Source organism: uncultured Ellagibacter sp. (assembly GCF_934643285.1).
Taxonomy (GTDB): domain Bacteria; phylum Actinomycetota; class Coriobacteriia; order Coriobacteriales; family Eggerthellaceae; genus Ellagibacter.
The window spans coordinates 22,319-44,164 of record NZ_CAKUBT010000013.1; the positions used below are offsets into that span (position 1 = coordinate 22,319).

General features: G+C 61.0%; 12 protein-coding genes. 7 read left to right on the forward strand and 5 right to left on the reverse strand.

Going from position 1 to position 21,846, the window contains the following annotated elements; genetic code table 11:
- From Q0I65_RS07090 to Q0I65_RS07100, 3 genes are all read right to left on the reverse strand, one after another.
- A complete protein-coding gene (locus Q0I65_RS07090) occupies positions 1-957 on the reverse strand; it encodes an ABC transporter permease (protein WP_296061666.1) in 957 nt (318 codons plus the stop codon).
- A gap of 159 nt (positions 958-1,116) precedes the next feature.
- Positions 1,117-2,016 carry an SGNH/GDSL hydrolase family protein gene (locus Q0I65_RS07095; protein ID WP_296061668.1) on the reverse strand — a complete coding sequence of 300 codons (900 nt, stop codon included), beginning with the start codon at positions 2,014-2,016 and terminating at the stop codon, positions 1,117-1,119.
- A 147-nt stretch (positions 2,017-2,163) separates the two neighbouring features.
- Positions 2,164-3,780, reverse strand: coding sequence for an ABC transporter substrate-binding protein (locus Q0I65_RS07100; RefSeq protein ID WP_296061671.1), 1,617 nt, complete (start codon positions 3,778-3,780; stop codon positions 2,164-2,166).
- Positions 3,781-4,250: 470 nt separating this feature from the next.
- Between Q0I65_RS07100 and nifJ the strand changes: the two genes are divergently transcribed.
- The 6 genes from nifJ (at position 4,251) to Q0I65_RS07130 (ending at position 16,961) form a co-directional block, all read left to right on the forward strand.
- Positions 4,251-7,799, forward strand: a complete 3,549-nt coding sequence (gene nifJ, locus Q0I65_RS07105) for a pyruvate:ferredoxin (flavodoxin) oxidoreductase (RefSeq protein ID WP_296061675.1) — start codon at positions 4,251-4,253, stop codon at positions 7,797-7,799.
- A 335-nt stretch (positions 7,800-8,134) separates the two neighbouring features.
- Positions 8,135-8,953, forward strand: a complete 819-nt coding sequence (locus Q0I65_RS07110) for a methyltransferase domain-containing protein (RefSeq protein WP_296061699.1) — start codon at positions 8,135-8,137, stop codon at positions 8,951-8,953.
- Positions 8,954-9,060: 107 nt separating this feature from the next.
- Complete coding sequence (locus tag Q0I65_RS07115) at positions 9,061-10,266, forward strand: hypothetical protein (protein WP_296061679.1); 1,206 nt, start codon at positions 9,061-9,063, stop codon at positions 10,264-10,266.
- Between the two features lie 11 nt (positions 10,267-10,277).
- Positions 10,278-10,487, forward strand: a complete 210-nt coding sequence (locus tag Q0I65_RS07120; protein WP_296061681.1) for a hypothetical protein — start codon at positions 10,278-10,280, stop codon at positions 10,485-10,487.
- A 105-nt stretch (positions 10,488-10,592) separates the two neighbouring features.
- Positions 10,593-13,307, forward strand: coding sequence for a PD-(D/E)XK nuclease family protein (locus Q0I65_RS07125; RefSeq protein ID WP_296061683.1), 2,715 nt, complete (start codon positions 10,593-10,595; stop codon positions 13,305-13,307).
- Between the two features lie 3 nt (positions 13,308-13,310).
- On the forward strand, positions 13,311-16,961 hold the full coding sequence (locus tag Q0I65_RS07130) for a UvrD-helicase domain-containing protein (protein ID WP_296061685.1): 3,651 nt from the start codon (positions 13,311-13,313) through the stop codon (positions 16,959-16,961).
- Here Q0I65_RS07130 and Q0I65_RS07135 read toward each other — a convergent pair.
- Positions 16,937-18,223 carry an aminotransferase class I/II-fold pyridoxal phosphate-dependent enzyme gene (locus tag Q0I65_RS07135; protein ID WP_296061686.1) on the reverse strand — a complete coding sequence of 429 codons (1,287 nt, stop codon included), beginning with the start codon at positions 18,221-18,223 and terminating at the stop codon, positions 16,937-16,939. The two genes, Q0I65_RS07130 and Q0I65_RS07135, sit on opposite strands and share 25 nt — an antisense overlap.
- Positions 18,224-18,509: 286 nt before the next feature.
- Between Q0I65_RS07135 and putP the strand changes: the two genes are divergently transcribed.
- Positions 18,510-20,072, forward strand: a complete 1,563-nt coding sequence (gene putP, locus Q0I65_RS07140; protein ID WP_296061692.1) for a sodium/proline symporter PutP — start codon at positions 18,510-18,512, stop codon at positions 20,070-20,072.
- A 279-nt stretch (positions 20,073-20,351) separates the two neighbouring features.
- Here the strand turns inward: putP and Q0I65_RS07145 are convergent, their stop codons facing one another.
- A complete protein-coding gene (locus Q0I65_RS07145; protein ID WP_296061695.1) occupies positions 20,352-21,404 on the reverse strand; it encodes a C40 family peptidase in 1,053 nt (350 codons plus the stop codon).
- Between the last annotated feature and the right edge of the window lie 442 nt (positions 21,405-21,846).

Consider the following 21,846-nt stretch of genomic DNA (forward strand, 5'->3'; position numbering starts at 1 on the left):
CTACACCGTCCTGATTCGCGGATCGATAAGGATATAGAGCATGTCGACGATCACGTTGACGATGATGAAGGTGATGGCAACGACGAGGACGACACCCTGGACGAGCATAACGTAGTTCGAGGTGACGCCCGAAAGGATGGCCATGCCCATGCCAGGAAGCGAGAAAATGACCTCCAAGACCACAGCGCCGCCGATCATGTAACCGAACTTCAGGCCGAGCACGGTGACCGGCGTGATGAGCGCGTTGCGAAGCACGTTGCGCGCGACGACGGTGCCGTAGGGGATGCCGAAGCCGCGGGCGGTGCGCACGTAGTCCTTGTCGAGCTCCTCGACCATCGACGTGCGGATGATGCGCGTCATCTGGCCGGTGAGGGGGACGGCAAGCGCGATGCCGGGCATCGCCATGCGGGCAAGCCAGCCGCCCGGGTTCTCCGTGAACGCAGGGAGGGCACCTGATGCGGGGAGCACATGCAGCATCGAGGAGAACAAAAGGATGAACAGTACGGCGAGCCAGAACGACGGGGTCGCGATGCAGGCGATCGAGAAGATGCGGATGACCTGGTCAGGCCAGCGATCGCGATAGAGCGCCGAGATGACGCCCAGGATCGTGCTTGCAATAATCGCGATGATGAAGCCGAAGAAGCCCAGCTGCAGCGTAATGGGCAGCGCGGTCGCGATGCGGCCTGCGACGGATTGGTTCGCGGGGCCGAAGGTTCCCAGGTCGCCATGGAAGAAGCCCACCATGTAGTTGCAGTACTGCACGACGACGGGGTCGTCGAGGCCGTGTTGCTCGCGGTAAAGCGCGAGTTGTTCCGCTGACGCGTTTTCGCCCAGGGCTGAGTACGCCTGATCGATGGGTGATAACGACATCAGGAAGAAGACGAGAACGGTGACACCGAAGATCATGATGGGCAGCCAAATCAGGCGGTTGCCAATCAATCGCAACAGGTTATTCACTTGTCCCCTCCTTTCGATTTCTGCTCGTGAGAGCACCCTAAAATAATGTTCGGCACCTCTCCGAGCGGTGCCGCGCCCAAGAATTGCCAACCTAGTATTATAACGGTCGGTTCCATATCAAAGACCGTTATTTATTGCAAGAGCATAAATTGGATAGCGTTACTGCAGCTGTTTTTCGCAAACGTGCCACCAGTTGTTGCCCGTACCCTTCGCGAATTCGCATCCGACGCAGGGCTTCGTGCAGAACTCGACGGTCCTCATGTCGTCGGTGAGAAGCTCGCTTCCTTCGTAGGGGGTGTGGGGAAGGGCCTTGTCCGCGGTCTCCATGCCTCGGATGTACATCGCCGCAAGTTGCTTCATGCCGCGCTTCGTGGGGTGCGTACCATCGATTGCCTCGTAGTCGAAGCCGAGGGCCGCTGCGTCGACGGGCGTGCAGTTGGGCTCGTCAGCTGCGGCGTCAAGGATGGCCTTGCTGTACTCATCGACGCAGATGCCGCGAAACCATCGAGGCGAGGTCGACTTCTCCGCCCCCTTCACGCGCCCAGGGAGAAGCGTTGCTGCCCAGATGTGGGCTTCCGGCCACTTCTCGTGCATGGTGCGAAGCATGCTGCGATACGAGCTCGCGAACTTCTCAACTGCATTGTCGGGCGCGAGTCCCGCGACTTTCCCCTTGTCGGGACAGCTCGCCACAAGCTCGGCCGGCGCGTTCGGTGACCCGCCGCAGATCTGCGCGTAAGCGGTTCCCCATCCGTAGTCGTTGATGCCGATATAGATGAGGATATCGTCAGGTGCTTTCCCGTCCCGCTCGAGCGCGGCGATACGGCGCTCGCTCGCGCCTTGGGGAAACACGTTGCCCTCGCAGACGCAGCCCGACCAGGCGGCATTCGCGAGAAGCTCGCCGCCGAAATGGTTGATGACCTGCATCCACCAAGTGTCGGCAGGCGTTTGTACCCCCGTCGCCTCACGCTGATCGCCCGTATAGAAAATGCTCCAGCCATCGGGGGTTACCCCTTCGAAGGTGCTGATGGAGTCCCCGTACACTGAAAAAAGTCGCTTCATGCGAAACCTTTCCTCCCTCTTTCGACTGCAATGCAACCAGTATAGTTGCGCATGCCCGCTTTCCGCGTTTCGCGGTTGTTTCGCAACAAAAAGCCCGCCTCGGGAGGCGGGCTTTCGTGCAGGATGAAGCAGGCTTTTTAGGCAAGCTTACTTAAGCTTTGCGTCCTGGAAGTACAGACCGGTGGTCGGGCTGGGCTCGAAGCCTTCGATCTTGTCTGCCCAGTAGCCGGTGAGAACCTTCTTGTGGAACAGCGGGTACAGTGGCACTTCCTCGGCGATGATGTCGAAGCACTTGTTGTAGGCTTCCTGGCGAGCGCCCGCATCGGTGGCCTTGCGTGCCTCGTCGAGGTACTGGTTGAATTCGCTGCACTTGCCGTCGCCAGCCTTTGCCCAGCAGGTACGGCCCTGGCACCAGTCGGTGTTCTCGCCGTAGAACCAGGCCAGATGCACGTCGGCGTTGGTGCCGAAGCAGGACACGTCGCCAGGGGCCAGGAACACGTCGTAGTCGAGCACGGAATTGTCTTCCTTGGCAGCGAGCGCCGGGTAGGGGGCAGCCTGGACGTCGAGCGTGCAGGTCAGGCCGACTGCCTGGAGATCCTGCTGGATCTGAGCTGCGAGGTCCTTGATCCAGTTGTCGATGACGAGGAGCGTGAAGGAGAGATTCTCCTGACCCGCTTCCTTGAGCAGGGACTTCGCCTTCTCGGGATCGTACTTATAGATGGTGGAAGCCTCATGGTAGGCCGGGTTGTCCTTCGGCAGGTAGGACGTCAGCGTCTCCGCCTGGCCGCCGAGCTGGTTGGAGATGAGCTTGTCGTAGTCGATGGCGTAGAAGAAAGCCTGACGGACGCGCTTGTCGTTGAAGGGCTCCTTCTGGCAGTTGAACATGAGGAAGCCGATGCCGTAGCTGCTGACGCTGTCGACGGTGACGCCGGCGTTCACGAGCTGGTCGCTGTTGGCGAACGGGATGTTCTCGCCAGCGACGGCGGTGCCTTCCTGAAGGGCGGTCACGCGAGCGGTGTTGTCGACGCGGACGAGCCACTGCATGGCGTCAGCGTTTGCCGGCTTTGCACCGTTGTAGTTGGCGTTCGGCGTGAAGTTGAGCTCGCCGCCGTCCTCGCCGTTGCACTCGCCGAATGCCCAAGCGCCCGACCCGATCGGCGGGGTGGGCATGGATTCCTTGGTGATTTCGCTTGCCGGGAACACGCGGCACAGGGACAGGCGCTCTTTGAGCAGGCTGTCGCTGTCGACCGAAGGATAGGCGAGCTTGAAGGAAACCGTGGAGGCGTCCTTGGCGGTGACTTCGTCGATGAAGGAGAGCATGTCCTTGTAAGTTGCGTTAGCCTTGTTGGCCTCGACCACGGCGACGACGTCGTCGGCGGTCACTTCGGTGCCGTCGGAATACTTGGCGCCCTGGCGAAGCGCGACCTCGTACTCGGTGTCGGAAACCTTCGTCGGCTCGCCGGCTGCGAGGGCAGCTTCGGTCTTGCCGCTGAAGTAGTTGAGCTCATAGAGACCCTCGAGGCAGTGCTGGATTGCGGGGAGCATGAGGGCGGAGCTTGCGCCGATGGGGTTGTAGTTGGCGTTCTTGTAGCTGCAAGCAGCGACGATGGTGCCGCCGCCCTTAGCGGTGCCGTCGGACTTCGCGCCGTCGTCCTTCTTCTCGCTCGATCCGCCACCGCAGCCGGTCAGCGAAAGCGCGGCGAGCGCGCCTGCGGCAGTTGCGCCTGCAACGAAGGAGCGACGAGTGAGTTTCACTTGTTCCATGGAATACCCTCCAACTTTTATCGTTCGGGGACGACCCCCGTACGCTCATGCGCCTTCCTTTTGCGCACGAACGCTTCACATTATCTTCGAAACCGCTTGATAAATAAAGGGAAAGTAAAGGATTTCGTGCATCTTGTTCGAAAGTTGTAACGTTGCGCCGAGAGGGACAATCCCGCGTACTGTTACCGAATCAGTCACGTTTGACCAGCGGCGAAGGGGTTTTAAGGCCCCTTTCTGTCCCCTAAACATCCCTCCCGATGTCCCGTGCGCTCTCCTGCGCGCCCCGTCGCGCCCATTTACCGAAGCGTAACAACCCTTGCAAGCGCCGTTTCGCGCTGCAGGCGGGTGGAGTGCGATTGCGCTGCTAGTATTCCTGAATGTCTACAAGAACAGACGAGATTGTGCACGAGGGCGCAGGGGGCACGCCTCATGCGCCTTTGCCCTTCCGTAATTATCTGAGGAGAGTGAGCATGGCACGAGAATTCAAGTCGATGGACGGCAACTCCGCGGCCGCGTACGTTTCCTACGCGTTCACCGAGGTGGCGGGAATTTACCCCATTACGCCGTCGAGCCCCATGGCTGACCTGGTCGATCAGTGGTCCGCCCAGGGCAGGAAGAACATCTTCGGCACGCGCGTGAAGGTGTGCGAGATGCAATCGGAAGGCGGCGCTTCGGGCACGATGCATGGCTCGCTCGCAGCGGGCGCTCTCACCACGTCCTACACCGCATCCCAGGGCCTCCTCCTCATGATTCCCAACATGTACAAGATGGCGGGCGAGCTGCTCCCCGGCGTCTTGCACGTCTCCGCCCGCACCGTGGCCACCCAGGCCCTGAACATCTTCGGCGATCACTCCGATGTCATGGCCTGCCGCCAAACCGGCTTCGCCATGCTCGCCGAGGGCAACGTGCAGGAAATCATGGACTTGGCTCCGGTGGCGCACCTTGCGGCCATCAAGGGGCGCGTCCCGTTTTTGAACTTCTTCGACGGCTTCCGCACTTCGCATGAGGTCCAGAAGGTCGCATGCTGGGATTATGCCGATCTGGCAAATATGTGCGACATGGACGCGGTGCAGGCGTTCCGCGATCACTCGCTCAACCCCGAGCGCCCCTCCATGCGCGGCTCGCACGAGAACGGCGACATCTTCTTCCAGCACCGCGAGGCGTGCAATTCCTTCTACGACGAGCTTCCCGCCATCGTCGAGGACTATATGCACCAGATCAACGCCAAGCTCGGCACCAACTACGAGCTGTTCAACTACTACGGCGCGCCCGACGCCGACCGCGTGATCGTGGCCATGGGCTCGTTCTGCGACGTGGCCGAGGAGGTCATCGACTACCTCAACGCCCACGGTGAGAAGGTGGGCCTTGTGAAGGTGCGCCTGTATCGCCCGTTTGTGACGAGCAAGTTCGTGGAGGCTCTTCCCGAGACGGTGAAGAAGATCGCCGTGCTCGACCGTACGAAGGAGCCGGGCAGCGTGGGCGAGCCTTTGTATATGGACGTCCTGAACGCGCTTGCCATCGAGGGCCGCTCGGGCATCACCGTTGTCGGCGGCCGCTACGGCTTGGGCAGCAAAGACACCCCGCCCGCGTCCGCGTTCGCCGTGTTCTCCGAGCTTGCGAAGGACGAGCCCCGACGCCAGTTCACCATCGGCATCGTCGACGACGTGACCAACCTTTCGTTGCCTGAGGACCCCAACTGCCCGAACACCGCGGCGCCCGGGACCATCGAGTGCAAGTTCTGGGGTTTGGGCGGCGACGGCACGGTCGGCGCGAACAAGAACTCCATCAAGATCATCGGTGACCACACCGACAAGTACGTGCAGGCCTACTTCCAGTACGATTCCAAGAAGACGGGCGGTGTGACGATTTCGCATCTTCGCTTCGGCGACAGCCCGATCCGCAGCCCCTACTATATTAATAAGGCGGACTTCGTCGCCTGCCACAACCCCAGCTACATCACGAAGGACTTCCCCATCGTGAAGGACGTGAAGCCGGGCGGCACCTTCATGATCAACTGCCAGTGGACGCCCGAGGAGCTTGCGCACCACCTGTCAGCCGACGCCAAGCGCTACATCGCGAAAAACGACGTGCAGCTCTACACGATCAACGCGATCGACCTGGCCATCGAGATCGGCATGGGCAAGCGTACGAACACCATCCTGCAGTCGGCGTTCTTCACGCTTGCCGGCGTGCTCCCGCAGGCCGAGGCCATCCAATACATGAAGGATGCGGCAACGAAATCGTACCTGAAGAAGGGCCAGGCCGTCGTCGACATGAACCACAAGGCGATCGACGCCGGCGCGACCGCGTTCGTGAAGATCGACGTTCCCGCCGACTGGGCGGACGCCGCAGGCGATGCGGCTGCCCCCGAGCTTGAGGGCAAGCCTGAGCTCGTCAAGCAGGTGCGCGAGATCATGGAGCCCGTCGGCCGCATGGACGGCGACTCGCTGCCTGTCTCCGCGTTCGTCGGCCACGAGGACGGCCAGTTCGAGCAGGGCGCTTCCGCCTACGAGAAGCGCGGTGTCGCCGTGAGCGTTCCCAAATGGGATTCCTCCACGTGTATCCAGTGCAACCAGTGTTCGTTCGTCTGCCCGCACGCCACGATCCGCCCCTATGCGCTCACCGACGAGGAAGTCGCCGCAGCGCCTGAGAACCTTGTGGCCATCCCCATGAAGGGCAAGCTCAAGGACACTTTCCGCTACACCCTCGCCATCTCGCCGCTCGACTGCATGGGCTGCGGCGTGTGCGTCGGCGTGTGCCCCACCGACTCGCTTTCCATGGTCGGTGCCGAGGGCGAGCTCGCCGAGCAGGATGTGTTCGACTACTGCGTGGCGGAGGTTGCCGACAAGCCCGAGGTGCAGGACAACTCCGTGAAGGGCAGCCAGTTCAAGCAGCCGCTGCTTGAGTTCTCCGGCTCCTGCGCGGGCTGCGCCGAGACCTCCTATGCACGCCTTGTCACCCAGCTGTTCGGCGACCGCATGTTCATCTCCAACGCGACCGGGTGCTCCTCCATCTGGGGCGGTCCCGCTGCGACCTCGCCGTATACGGTCAACAAGGAAGGCCACGGCCCCGCTTGGGCGAACTCGCTGTTCGAAGACAACGCCGAGCACGGCTTCGGCATGCTGCAGGGTCACACCGCCGTTCGCCAGATGGTGATCGAGCAGACCGAGCAGCTGCTTGCTGCCGGCGTGCCCGAGGACGCGGCTGCGGCAGCGCAGGCGTGGCTCGACGCGCGCGATGACTCCGCGGCATCGAAGGATGCTTCCGCCGCTTTCGTGGCCGAGCTTGAGAAGCTTGCGGAAGGCGAAGGGGAGGCATCGGCGCTTGCGGCCAAGATCCTCGCGAACAAGGACTACCTCGCCAAGAAATCCATCTGGATCTTCGGCGGCGACGGCTGGGCTTACGACATCGGCTACGGCGGACTCGACCATGTGCTCGCATCCGGCGAGGACGTGAACGTGTTTGTCTTCGACACCGAGGTGTACTCCAACACCGGCGGCCAGGCATCCAAGGCATCCAACATCGGCCAGGTTGCGCAGTTCGCGGCGGCGGGCAAGAACATCGCTAAGAAGAGTCTCGCCGAGATCGCCATGCAGTACGGTTATGTGTACGTGGCGCAGGTCGCCATGGGCGCGAAGCCGGCGCAGACGATTAAGGCCATCGCCGAGGCCGAGGCATATCCGGGACCGTCGCTCATCATCGGTTACTCTCCTTGCGAGATGCATGCCATCAAGGGCGGCATGAAGAACTGCCAGGAGGAGATGAAGAAGGCCGTCGACTGCGGGTACTGGAACCTCTTCCGCTACAACCCGGCGGCGCCCGCGGGCAAGAAGTTCACCCTCGATTGCAAGGAGCCCGCTGGAGGCTACCAGGAGTTCCTCATGAACGAGGCGCGCTACAGTCGACTCACGCGCGAGTTCCCCGAGCGCGCAGCCGAACTCTTCGAGCGCAACGAGGAAGCAGCGATCGATCGTTACAACCATCTGGTGAAGCTGAAGGAGCTCTACGCCGAGGACTAACGAGGCGGAAGGGCTTACACCTAAGCGAATAGGGAGGGCGCGGTTCTCTGCGAGGGCCGCGCCCTCCTTCGTTTTGTGGGGTTTTTCGCGGGCGGAAAACGAGGTGGCGCGCCGCGCCCTCATCGATGCTTTCTGTCCACGAGACTCCGGTTTTCAAGAAAAGGTCTCGTGGGCGAGGGCGCCTTCTCGCGGTCTTTCCGCGCGCAATGCTTCGCGATTAGGTATCATATTCGCTACAGGATTATCGTTTCGACCGCAGCTTCCGCGCGCCGATCTTGCGCGTTGCCTGGTTCCGCTGCGGCTGGTTATCGACGAGGAGGCCTCTTTTGCAACGCGTGCCCACCGCCCAGGAATGGTGCGATTTCTACCGAAGCGCCGACAAGAACGCCGACAAAACCCTTGATGAACTCAGGGTGCGCTGGAACGAGATGGCGCCCAACTATGCTCACAAGAATCGGCGCAGCAGCTATCTCGCGCAGCTCACCGAGCTGCTCGCGCTCGCGCCGGGCGAGAGCATCCTCGATATGGGCTGCGGCCCCGGCGTGCTCAGCGTTCCATTGGCGAAAAAGGGCCACGATGTGGTGGCAGTCGATTTCTCGGACGGGATGCTCGGGGAGTTGCGGCAGGCGGTTGCCGAAGCCGGCGTCGAGGAGCGTTTCTTCATCTTCCGTCGCGCATGGCAGGAGAGCTGGGAGGGCATCCCTCAGGCTGACGTGGCGATTTCGTCGCGCTCTCTCACCACCCATGACATCCAAGATGCCGTCGCCAAGCTCGAGTCCAAGGCGAAAAGCCGTGTCGTGATCACCACTGCATGCGGCGAGGTACCGTGGATCGACGCCCGCGTGGAGCGCGCTTTGGGTCGCGAGATTACGCCGCCCCAGCTCGCAAGTGATTTTGCCGTGCTTTTGAACTATCTGCTGGGAAGCGGGCGTTTCCCTGAGGTCCGCTACATCGAGGTGCCGCGCGTCCCGCAATCGGATAGCGCCGAGGAGCTCAAGGGATTTCTCGCCAAGGCGGCGGACGTGAAGCCCGAAGAGCGCCCCCTGCTCGATGCGTTCTTTGATGAGCACGTGAAGGAGCGCCCTGGCGGCGGCGTTATGATGGACTACACCCAGGAGACGCGCTGGGCCGTCCTTTGTTGGAGGCCGCTTTAGCTGCGCCCGCTCGCGTGTCAACGTAAGAATGTCGTTCGCAGCTCCATGCGGCAAAGCGCGTCCCGTATAATGGTTCCCATGCGATAACGCAATCGAAAGGGGAGTGCATGGCAGACAAGAACAACAAGGGCTACGGCGTTCCCGCGGCTCCCGCTGTGCCTGCCTCTCCTGCGAAGCCGGCTGCACCCGCGGCGCCTGCTGGGCGGCCAGGAAAGTCCGCGGACGACGCTTCGCTTGACGTTCGGGAAGTATCCGCGAAAGAACGTATCGATGCTCGTCGGCGCACGCTCGAAAAGAAGCTCACCGCTCAGGCGCCTGCGGGTTCCTCGGAGGCTCGCAAGAGCTCGCCCTCGGCGGCATCCCGTGCGTATGCGGAAACATCTCCGCAGGTGGGAAGCTCACCGACGCGTGCTACCCCTCCCGCGGGGGCGGGCAAGCGCCCTGCAGCGGCGCCCTTCTTGGAGGAGCATCCCCATCCGAAAGGCGTTTCCGATCGCTTGCGCCGGACCATCGTGCACACGACATCGGGGCGGCCGAAGGACGCGTTCGGCAAGGGGATGAAAAAGCCGCAATCGACGGTGGGCGTGGAAGGCGGCAAGCCCGCTTCGCCCGAAGAGACTCCCAAGAAGAAGTCCTGTCTTGGCTCCATTTTCGGTATCATCATCGCTCTCATTCTGATTTCCCAGGTTGGAAGCTGTGCGGCGTCTTGCGTGGGTGATATCGCCGATTCGTTCGACAACGATACCTCGAGCTGGTTTGATGACTCGGGCTCGGAGCGCCAGGACGGCTCTTCTAGTTCCATGAACAGCTTCTCCAACGATGAAGCCGACGAGTTTGCGGCGCTTGCGTCCGCGCGCGATGCTTTGGCGTCGCTCGATTCGCACGAGAAGATCGTCGACCGCATTGCCCAAGGGGCCAATGCGAGGTACGTCAAGATGTTCGGGTTCTCCGCCGATGATGCGGGCGTCGATTCGAAGGAGCTTGCGCGCTGGTTCATCGAGGAGGCGTCATGCACGGTTGACGATGACGACGTCTTCGCTTATACCGACGGTACTGCCGACGTGTTCGCCGACTGCACGAGCGTTCCGGTATACAACTTCGTGTCGGCGGTTGACAATGCGGCGCGCTCGCTCGCAGCGGGCTCGCGCACTTCCACAAAGCAGCAGGTCGCTGCGGCAACGGAGACGGCGAAGGGGCATGTGAGCTCCGAGTACTCCTTCATCATGTTCTCGCTTGTCAAGACTGATGCTGGCTGGGTGCTCGATGAGGATGACTTCGTGAGCAACACCGCCGACCATCTGTTCGGATTGTAAGGAGCCTTGCAATGAAGATTCCGAGAGAGGTCGCTATCAAGGCGCAATCGCTTAGGATGGGAAACGGCGTGAGCGTTCCTGCCATCCTGTTCGTCTGCAGCACCTGCGGGCGCGTGCTCAAGCCTGGCGAAGGTTCGCGCACGTGTCCCGACTGCGGAAGCCGCGACATCGAGACTCGGGTCGACCCTTCGCGCAGCGTCGTCGTTCGGCGCGCGTGTTGAGGCTAGGATCCTCCGCCGGTCTGGTGGGAAAATACGCGTGGGAAACACGGCAAGAATCTTCGAGCCCTTCTTTAATTGGTACATATGTTCGTGTATACTGAGCCCATGAATACGAACGAACATACTTCATACGACGTAGTCCTGCTCCCGACATACGCCGAGGCGCTCTCCTATCGGAAACGCGTTGCTGCCGAGGCCGGTCCCCGTGCGCTTTTTGGGGCGACGGTTGCCACGTTTCCCACCTGGATTGCCGACCTCTGGGAGCTTTTCGGCGACGGCCGGGTTATCGCGAGTCCTCTCGAGGTGGAAGCGCTCTCCGTGTCGCTGTGCTCGAAGGACCCAGCTGCGGCAGGCTGCGCCCGCGTGGTGACGGCCTGCCTTCAAAGCGCGGGAATACCCACCTTCGACGAGGCGTGTGCCCGTGCGAAGCGCGGCGAGGATTGCGGGGTCACTTCCGCGCAGGCTCGCGTGCTGCGCCTGTGCGCCGATGTGCGCGATGCGCTGCGAGGCTCCGGCCGTGTGCTTGCGGGGGAAGCGCTCAAGATGCTTCCGGGCGCTATGCCGTCGCGGCCCTTGCGCCTGCTCGTCGAGTGCTCGTCGCCCTTGTCAGCGCAGCAGAGGGCATTCCTCGAAGCGTGTCCGCTTATCAGCTACGAGGTTCGCTTGGCACCTGGCGGGGGAGGGATTCATCGCGCACCTGAGGGCGTTCTCGTGAGGTTCGCCTTCCCCTCGGGAAGTTATGCCGAGCCAGCGACTTTGCGCGATGTCCTTTGCGGCGAAGATCGCGAAGGCGCGCTCGTCGTCTGCAAGGAGCCCCTGTCTCTGTTCGAGAAGCTTGCGCCTGCGCTTGCGGAAGCGGGGCTTTCGTGTGCCGTTCGAGCTAGCGTCCCCTTTGTCCAGACCGACTTCGGGCGTGCGATGCTCTCGCTTCGCCGATTCCTCGTCTCCGATGCTTGGCGCTCGGGCGACCTTATGGACTATCTGCTCTCGCCCTTCTCGGGGTTCTCTGTCGAGGGCGCTTATTCTATCGATGCGCAGATCCGCGGCAACCGGCTTATCGATTGCGAGTCGATAACGGCGTCGCTGCGCGAGAAGAGCCGCCTGTTCGAGGCAATGGAGGACATCGCAACCGACCGGGACGCCGACATACTGCTCGGCGAGCTCGAGGACGCGGTGCGCTCGATGGTCAAAAGGCCTGAAGCCTGGCGCCGCGAGCAGCTTGCGGCAATGGCGTCGCTGCGGGACGCCGCCTCGGCGGCACGTCTTGCCGATCTCGATATGCAAGGGGTCGTCGATCTTCTGGCCCATGCGAGCGTCGACGCCTCGCGCTCGTTGGGCGTGGAAGCGGAAGGGCACTCCTGTGGCAGCGATCCTGCGGCCTTGCCCGCCGACGTCGTGTTCGCGGACTATCGACATGCGATGTCTTTCCCTTCCGCATCCTGCGATCTTGCCGTCGCGTGCGATCTCACCAGCGCCGCGTTTCCCGCCTCCGATTCCGACGATGCGGCGACGACGCTCCTTGCCAAACTGGGAATCTTTCCCGATGACGATGCGCTCTCGCGCATGCGCCGATCGTTCACGGCCCTGTTGGCGGCGCCCCGCAAGATGGTCCTCATCGTTCGTTGCCTCAACGACGAGAATGCCGACCCGACGTACCCCGCCGCCGTCCTCGAGGAATTCATCGACTGCTATCGCGAGGATCCGTCTGCAACCGATGACATCAAGAATCCCTTCATGTTGCCCGCTTGTTTGCAGGAGGGGATCGTCGAGCGCGGGGAGGAGACCCTTGTCGAGAATGCCGTCATGGCGGGCGGCGACCTGCCATGCGAGACGGTCGAGCTTCCCGCGCCCGGCGAGGTGTCGGCGTCGAAGCGCCCGCTTGTCGTGTTGCCGCGCGTAGTGGCAGGGCAGGTGGTCGACGAGCCGTGCCTCTCTCCCTCGCAGATTGAAAGCTATTTGGAGTGCCCGTACAAGTGGTTCGCCCAGCGCCGTTTGCGTCTCGAAGGGCTCGACGAGGGATTCGGCCCACTGCAGATGGGCGATTTCGCCCACAGTGCGCTCAAGAGCTTCTACACCCATTTCCAAGAAGAGGTCGCACCCAAGGTGACGCGCGGAACGATTGATTCTGCCCGTGCCATCATGCGCGATGTGCTCGATCGGCACGAATCGCACCAATACGACCTGAAGCCTTCGGACAACCGCCTCGTTCCCACGACGGAGCTCGAACGGCGCGACATGGATTCCCTCAAGCGCAAGCTGCTCGACTACCTCGATTACGAGGCCGAACTTCTGCCGACGTTCCATCCTGCATATCTGGAATACAACATTGCGGAAGGCGCAACGGCAGAATACGCAGGTCATCTGCTCGTTGGAACGGCGGACCGCATCGATGTCGACGATGAGGGGCACGCCGTGGTGCTCGACTATAAGGCGTCGGTTTCCCCTGAACACGAGCTTGCCGTGCGCGAAGAGGGAAGGCTTGGCAAGGTGCAGACGCTCATCTATGCTCAGGTGGCCCGTCGAATGCTCGGACTTAACCCTGTCGGCGCGCTCTATGTTTGTTACGGAAAGAGGTGCGCCGTTACCGGAGCCTATGACGCTACCGCACTCGAGTCGCCGCACCTTCCTTCCATGCGTCACGACAAATGCGAGTTCGCGCCGCGGAACGGCGAGTCATTTGCCGATCTGCTCGACAGGACCGAAGAGGCGATTGCCCGCGGCGTCGAGCGCATGCTTTCAGGTGACGTACGCCCTGATCCTTCAAGCCCCCATGCATGCACCTGGTGCCCGGTGCTCTCGTGCACAGAAAGAAGGGCATAGCATATGGCTCTCACTCCTGGACAGAAACAATGCGTCGATACGCTCGTGGGTCCCGTGGCGGTGTCTGCCGGTGCGGGCAGCGGAAAGACGTTTACGCTTACCCGCCGCATCGTCCATTCGCTTGAATGCGGGTTCGTCTCCGGCATCGATGAGGTGCTCGCGATTACGTTCACCTCGAAGGCGGCGGGCGAGATCAAGTCTCGTGTGAAGGGCGCGCTCAAGGCCTGTAGGCGGACTGACCAGGCGCTCCTCGTCGACTCCGCCTGGATTTCCACCATTCATGGTGCCTGCGCCCGCATGCTTCGCGCCCATGCGCTCGACTTGGGAATCGCCCCCGATTTCACGGTGGCGGACGAGGCGACTGCAAACGACATGCTCGATGCCGCGCTCGAGGAGGTGCTCGGCTCAGAGAACGACATCATCTCGCCTGGCGACTACGATGCGCTATTCACGGAGTATGCAGCTCGTCAGGCGGGATCGATGTCTGCCGCAAGCGTTGAAGGCATGGTGCGCGACATCGTCGTTGCTGCGCAATCGAGCCCCGAAGGGATGGCGTCTATCGTGCCGGCGCCGTCGGCGGCATCGCCCCGCAAGCTCATGGCGCGCATGGCGTCTTTGGCGGGCGATATCACGGCGGTGTGCGAGGCCCAAAAGCCGGGAAAGACCCGCGACGCGTTCCTCGACGGTACGGCCCGTGCGCTCGAGGGGCTCGAGGACGTGCAGCAGCAGGGTGCGGAACCATCACCTGAGCAGGTCTTAGAGCTATTCAACGCGTTCCCGGTTCCCAGCCGCGCGTTCGGCACGTCTGAATACAAGGAGTACGCAACCGAAGCGGCGCAAGGGTATCTCTCCTTGATGATGGAAGCTCGTCTTGCCCTTGCCGAGCCGCGCATGCACGAGGTGATCGACCTGTCGGGTCGTGTCTTCGACGCGTATCGCCGGCGCAAGCGTGAGGCGGGCATGCTCGACAACGACGACCTGCTCACGATGGCGTCGCGCATGTTCAGCGAGCACCCTGAAATCGCTGCCGAGTACGCCAATCGCTTCAAGCTGATCATGGTCGACGAGTTCCAAGACACCGATCAGTTGCAGGTGAATATGATCAAACGCATGGCGGGCAAGAACTTCGAGCGCCTGTGCACGGTTGGCGATGCGCAGCAGAGCATCTACCGTTTCCGCGGGGCGGACGTCTCGGTCTACGATAGGCACCTTGCATCGGTGGCAAGCACTAACGAAGCAGGCCTTATCGAGCTTGCCGATAATTTCAGAAGCCATGGTGACGTGCTCGCATTCGTCGACTGCGTGTTCAGTCAGACGAGTGTGTTCGGACGCTCGTTCATGTCGCTTTCCGCATCGCGCGATTCTGGTCGCATCGACTGCCCCTACCAGGGGTCTGATCCGCGCATCGAGGTGCAGCTCACAACCTATCCCCGAGGTGTTGCCTCGGATTCGGCGCGCGCAACGGTTGCGCAGCGGATTGCGGAGCGTTTTGCGAAGCTTGTCGACGAGGGCCATTCGGCGGGTGACATGGTGGTCTTGCTTGGCAGCATGCGGTGTGCCGACATTTATGCTGATGCTATACGCGAGAAGGGGCTTTCGTGTGTGGTCTCAGGGGGGTCCATCTTTGGCCGCGCGCCAGAAGTGCGCCTTGCGGTGCGGCTCGCCGAGGTCATTGCGAACCCCAAGGATACTGAAGCCCTTTTCGAGGTTCTCTCGAGCGAAATCTTCGCGCTCACTGCAGACGATTTCATCGACCTTTCGACAGGCCTTGACGAGCTGCGCGGCATTCCCCGCCGCCGTTCGCTCGATTCCGGTGTGTCGGTGTGCGCCGCCGCTGAAGACGAAGCGTCGCTCACGCCCGGTCTCCGCGCTGCAGTACGAACGCTGAAAAAGGCGGCGTTTCGCGTGCGACTCGAGCCCCTCTCCGAGGTCATGGAGGGCGTCCTCATCGATTCTGGCTGGCTTCGCCGACTCGAAGACGAAGGCGCCGAAGGGCTTGCGCGCGCGGCAAACGTCTACAAGGCATGCCGCCTCGCTCGCGACATCGAGCACAGGAAAGGGTCGGGTCCTGCTCAGACCGCAGTCGAGCTGCGTGCGCATATCGAGATCGCGAAAGAGGCTCCGGGATCGCTTTCCTCGAAGTCAGGCGATTTCGTCCGCATCATGACCGTCCACTCAAGCAAGGGCCTCGAATTCCCCATCGTCGCGGTGGCCGAGCTGCGCTCCGACGAGGTGCGCTCATCGCGAATGGTGCGAACCACGCTCAATGGCAAAACCTATCTCTCGCTCGATGCGGGAGCGACCGCAACGCGCCTGACCGCGAAGCAATCGCAGCTCATCGCGAAATGCACGGCAGTGGCTCCTTTCGTGGGGGACGAAGACGACGAATACTTCCAACAGCTGATCGAGCACCCCGGTGACCATAGTCCCGTGGAGGTCCGCTGCGCGATTCGCCAACATGAGCATCTCGGCGAAACTGAGGAGACGCGTCGACTTCTCTACGTCGCGCTTACCCGTGCGCAGGAGGCAATCATCTGCGCAATTGCCGGGAAGACGACGAAAGACGACCCGACAGGCCTTGCAAAGAGCGTATGGGGAAGTGTGGAGTCCGCCCTGTGCGGGGAAGGCAATGCCTTCGAGTCGGGCGTGTCTCTGCTCGATTTCGGCGGCGAGTCTCCCGCGCGCGTTGAGCGCATCGACTTGGCTGTTGAGTCGGAAGAACCTTGTGATTCTGAAGGCGTCGACGCCGAAGACAACGATGAAGCGGCAAATCAAGAAGAAGGGTGCTCGCTTGCAGACGAGTCCGACCCAGCACGGCGAACCATCGAGATTCCCGAAGTCTTGCCCCACAGCGAGCTGCTAGCTCAGGCGTGGCCTGCGTCCCGTGCCGATGTGTTCAGCTATTCGTCGATTGCACACAGCTCATCGGATGAGGTTGAAGTCGACTCGGTTGAGGAAGATCTTGCATTGTCGAAAGTGCAGTCCTTCGAAGAGCCTGGTTTTTCGGAGGCGGACGAGACGGCGTGGACTGCGATTCGAGCTTCGCTTTCGGGGGATGCCGACAAGGCGACGGACTTGGGCACCGCCTTCCACAGGCTTGCCCAGCAGGCAGTATGCACCCATACCGAGAACGCCGCCCTCGTCTGCCCCGACAAATCGCACGTTGATGCGCTCGCTCGCCATTGCGGGCTTTCCGACTTGCAGCGCATTCGCCTCACCGAAGCGCTTGCGCGATGGTTTAAAAGCGATCTTGCGGCACGCGTCGTGACATTTTCCCGCCTTCGCGCGGAAGTTCCCTTCTTCGTGCGCGTGGGGCACGGAGCCGACGCGCCTTTCATGGAGGGGGAAATCGACCTTCTCGCCGATGGGGAAGACGGTCGCACAGCGCTCGTCGTAGACTATAAAACAGGTGGGTCGCCAGGGGAAACGCCGGCACAGTTGCACGAAAAGCATCGACTTCAGGCGCTTTGCTACGCGTATGCCCTGCTCATGCAAGGCTATGAATCCACGGAGTTCGCATTCGTGCGTGTGGAGCAGCCCGACGATACCAAAGAAGGCCAGCCGCAGCAGATGAACTACACCTTTTCCGCAGCTGACCTTCCGACAATCGAAGGGGAAATACTTGCGCGCTACGCGAGCAGCTTCTCCGCGTAAGCGATCTTCACGCAGCAGACGAACACATTGAGCGCCTCGCGAAGCTCGTAGAGCGGGGGAAGCGTGGGCGCGATGCGAATGTTGCTGTCGTAGGGGTCGTGCTTGTACGGCCAGGTCGCGCCAGCGTCCGTCATCGTGACGCCCGCTTCCTTCGCGAGCTGCACGATGCGCTTTGCACACCCCTCAGGCGCGTCGAAGGACACGAAGTATCCGCCGCGCGGTTTGGTCCATGTGCACCCGCCGACCTCGGAAAGGCCCATGGTGAGCTCGTTTTCGACGAGCGTGAACTTCGGGCGCAGGATATCGGCATGCTTCTCCATGTGGGCGGCGATGCCGTCGGCGTTCTTCAAAAACCTCACATGGCGAAGCTGGTTGAGCTTATCGTAGCTGATGACGGTCGTGGCCATGCGCTTCTTGATTTCGGCGATATTGTCGGGGCTCGCGGCGATGGCAGAGATGCCGGCTCCAGGAAGCGTTACCTTCGACGTGGACGCGAACTTGAAGTAACGGTCGGGGTTGCCCGCTTCTCGGCATGCCTCGGCGATGTCGAGGAGTTGGTCCTGGTCGGCCTTGAACGGGTTCAGGTGATGGACGCTGTAGGCGTTGTCCCAGAAGATGCGGAAATCGTCAGCAGCGCAGGGCATGGCCGCCAAGCGACGAACGACTTCCTTGGAATAGGTGACGCCGCCAGGGTTGGAGTACTTGGGGACGCACCAGATGCCCTTCACGGAATCGTCCTCGGCGACGATTCTCTCGACCTCATCCATATCAGGGCCGTTTTCGTCCATCTTCACGGGAATCATCTCGATGCCGAACGATTCCGTGATGCCGAAGTGGCGGTCGTAACCGGGAACGGGGCAAATCCATTTGATGCCGGGGTACTGCGCCCAGGGTTTGCTGCCGAGTGTGCCGAAGTCGAGGCATCGAGCGACGGCATTGCCCATGAGCGTCAGGCTCGAGTTTCCGCCGACGATCACATTTTCCGGTACATCATCGAGCATCACTGCCATCAGGCGCTTCGCCTCGGGAAGACCGTCGAGCACGCCGTAGTTGCGACAGTCGGTGCCGTCCTCGGCGATGCAATCTTGCGCGCTTGAAATGCAGGAGAGCAGGGGCAGGCTCAAATCGAGCTGCTCTGCGCTCGGTTTGCCGCGAGCCATATTGAGTGAAAGACCCTTTGCTTTGAACTGCGCGTACTCTTCTTTCAATCGATTGAGCTCGCTTTGGAGCTCCGCGCGATCCATTTGTTCGAATGCAGCCATTTCTCATCCTTTGCCGTGTGCGGCGAAACGTGCGATACGCCGCGAATCTTGCCGCCCTTGATATTACGTTTGCACGCGCGATGCGACAAGTTTCAATTGCGAGAAATCCTCGGCATCCTCGCGTATCGCAGGTATCGACACCACTCAAACACCCTTTCATGCTCTTTACTAAAGAAAGCGAAAGGGCCGCCGTTTCGCGAATCGTTCACACAGCGACCGAAATATCACTTTAGTCGGGAAAAGTATGCCGTATAATTCGCCTATTCGACTATCGAGAGGGATGAAAATGGTTACTGGTGATTTTTGGGTACTCCTGGCGATGCTTCTGTATTTCATCGTCGTTGTGCTCGTCGGCTTCGTCTATGCGAAGAAGTCGAACGCCTCAAGCGAGGCGTACTTCCTCGGCGGTCGCGGGCTTGGCCCGTGGCTCACGGCGCTTTCCGCGGAAGCGTCGGACATGTCCGGGTGGCTGCTCATGGGCCTTCCCGGCGTTGCATACTTCACGGGCGCGTCGGACGCCATGTGGACGGCGATCGGCCTTGCTATCGGCACGTATCTCAATTGGAAGTTCGTGGCGAAGCGTCTGCGCAAGTACTCCGAGGTGGCGAACAACTCCATCACCGTCCCCGACTTCTTCTCGAACCGCTTTCACGACAACAAGCATATCCTCATGACGATTGCGGCCATCATCACGCTCGTCTTCTTCTCGATTTACACGGGAAGCTGCTTTGTGACTTGCGGTAAGCTGTTCTCGACGCTCTTCGGGCTCGACTACGCGACGATGATGGTGCTCGGTGCCATCATCGTGTTCCTCTACACGTTCGTTGGCGGATATCTCTCCGTCTGCACGACCGACCTCATCCAGGGCACGCTCATGTTCTTCGCGCTCGCCACAGTGTTCATCGGCAGCGTCGCGCAGGCGGGCGGCGTCGAGAACACGGTCGCTTTCCTGCAGGATATCCCCGGATTCCTTTCGGGTACGCAGATTGCAACCCCTATTCTCGATGCGGCGGGCAACCAAGTCGTCGAGAACGGTGCGCCGCTGTTCGGAGCGGCAGGGGAGTACGGGCTCATCACCATCGTGTCGGGTCTCGCGTGGGGCCTTGGATACTTCGGTATGCCCCAGGTGCTCGTGCGCTTCATGAGCGTGCGTCATTCCGACGAAATCAAGAAGTCCCGCATCATCGCGATGATCTGGCTGGTGGTGTCGCTTTCGAGTGCGGTGTGCATCGGCCTTATCGGGCGCGCCGTCATCCCGACGGAGTTCCTCACACAGTCTGCCGCGGAAAATGTCTTCGTCGTGCTCTCGCGCATGATTCTGCCATCCTTCGCCTGCGGCCTCGTCGTTTCGGGTATCTTCGCAGCGGCGATGAGCTCCTCGTCTTCCTATCTGCTTATTTCCGGCTCGGCGGTCGCAACGAACATCTTCAAGGGCCTGATCAAACGCGACGCGACCGATCGCCAGGTCATGATCGTCGCCCGTTTCACCTTGGCTGCCGTTCTTCTGTTCGGCATCATCATCGCGATGGACTCCAACTCGTCCATCTTCAACGTCGTGTCCTACGCATGGGCGGGCTTCGGTGCGTCGTTTGGCCCCCTCGTGCTGTTCTCCTTGTACTGGAAGCGTACGACGCTGCAAGGCGGTATCGCCGGCATGCTCGTCGGCGCAGCGTCGGTCTTCGCGTGGCATAATCTGGTGAAACCTCTCGGCGGCTGGTTCGGCGTCTATGAGCTCTTGCCGGCATTCGTGTTCGCCTGCATCGCCATCGTGGTGGTCTCGCTGCTCACGAAAAAGCCTTCCGAGGAAATCGAGAAGGAATTCGATACCTACATGGATCTCGACGTGTAGCGCGCCGCCAGTACCAATTGAGCGAAACGGCCCCTGTGCAGACAGTGGGCCGTTTCTTTTATACGGTGAGACGGGGAGGACGCTTCCCGTTCTGCAGGAGATGAGGTCATCCCAATTTGCCACAGAGAAGGCGAGCAGGGAACCAGGGTGCGCGCCCTAATGCTATACGATCTACGCTTTCCCAGCCTGTTAATGCAGCTATTGCCTTAGTAGTATAAAGAACGCCCCCGTTTCTCCTTGAAGAAGCGGGGGCGTTGAGCGCATCTTATAAAGAGACATTTAGAATCTCAGCGCAAGAGTGAATCCCGACCACGAAAGGCTATCCGTATCGCGCACGTAAGCTCCGAACGTAGGAGCGTGCACGTAATGGGATCCACCGTAGCTCACGGCAATTCCCACGTGCCCGCTGCGCCAGAGAACATCGCCCGGGCGAGCTTCGGAAACAGGTCCACGCCATGATGCGCAGTTGTAAAGCGATTCGCTTTGATGCGGAAGGGAAATGCCAATTTGCAAATATGCCCAGCGCACGAGTCCGGAGCAGTCGAAAGCGTTCGGACCTTCGGCACCCCACACATACGGGCACCCGATGCGCGACATGGCGTAGTCGACAACCGAACCATAGGAGGGAACATCGGAGCTGCCGCCAGTGTAGCCACCGCCGCTGCTCGATCCGCCGCCACTGCTGGAGCCACCGCCGCTGCTTGACCCGCCACCGGAACCGCTGTTGCGATTCGCGGCCGCTGCCGCTTCAGCCGCCGCTGCAGCCGCCGCTGCGGCCTGCTCTTGCTCGAGAAGCTCCTTGGCCTCGGCGTCAAGGGAGTTGACGAGCTCGGTAGCCTGGTCAACCTTCGCCTGAACCTCCTGCTGAATTTGCGCGGCTTCGGCAGCCTTGTCAGCTGCGATCTGCTCTTGGCGCGCGTACTCGTCCTTGGAGGCCTGCAGCTGCTCGCGCAACTGCTTAGAGGTGTCGACCATTTCGGAGTCGTTGTTGTTCATCTGCGTGAGCAGATCCCAGTTCGACGTGAACTCGTCGAACGAGGAAGCACCCAGGACGAAGTCGAGGAAGCTTGCCGAGCCCGTGCGATACATGCTGCGTGCGCGGGTAGAAAGCTTACCCTGCAATTCTTGGATTTGGGCGTTCGTGTCGTCGATCTTGACCTGCTCGGCCGCCATGGCGTCTTGGGCAGCTTGCTGCTCGTCCAACGCGCCATAATAATTATCTGTAGCGGTTTCCAGGTCTGCCTGAAGGCTGACCAACTGATTGCGAACGGCATCGGCTTCGGCCTGCTTTTCAGCTGCCGTGGCGCCGAATGCGATATTCGGAGCGGCCATCGTGACAGCACCTACTGCTGCCGCTGTACCGATAAACGCTCGCCTTGATAGTGTGTTCGTATGCTCGCTCACTGAGGAACCTCCTTGGTTGAGCATGCTGGTGTTCGTTTGGCAAAAGCGTATCTATAATAACACGTAGAGATAACGCTCGCAGGTGGGGGAGCGTTCAATTCATAACACCAGGTCATATGTGGCATAACTATGCATATGGAGCGATTTGCGAAGGAATAGTGAATAGATACGCCCGGTGGCGTGTAAGGTATTGACAGCCACCGCAGCCTACCGTAATATTCTCTTGCTCGCTGCGCCGGGGACGGCAAAAAGCGGGCGGCAGCTTGATAAATACACATGAATTAAGCGTCGATCATGGGCGTGTGCCCGAGTGGTTAAAGGGGACGGGCTGTAAACCCGTTGACTCTGTCTACCTAGGTTCGAATCCTAG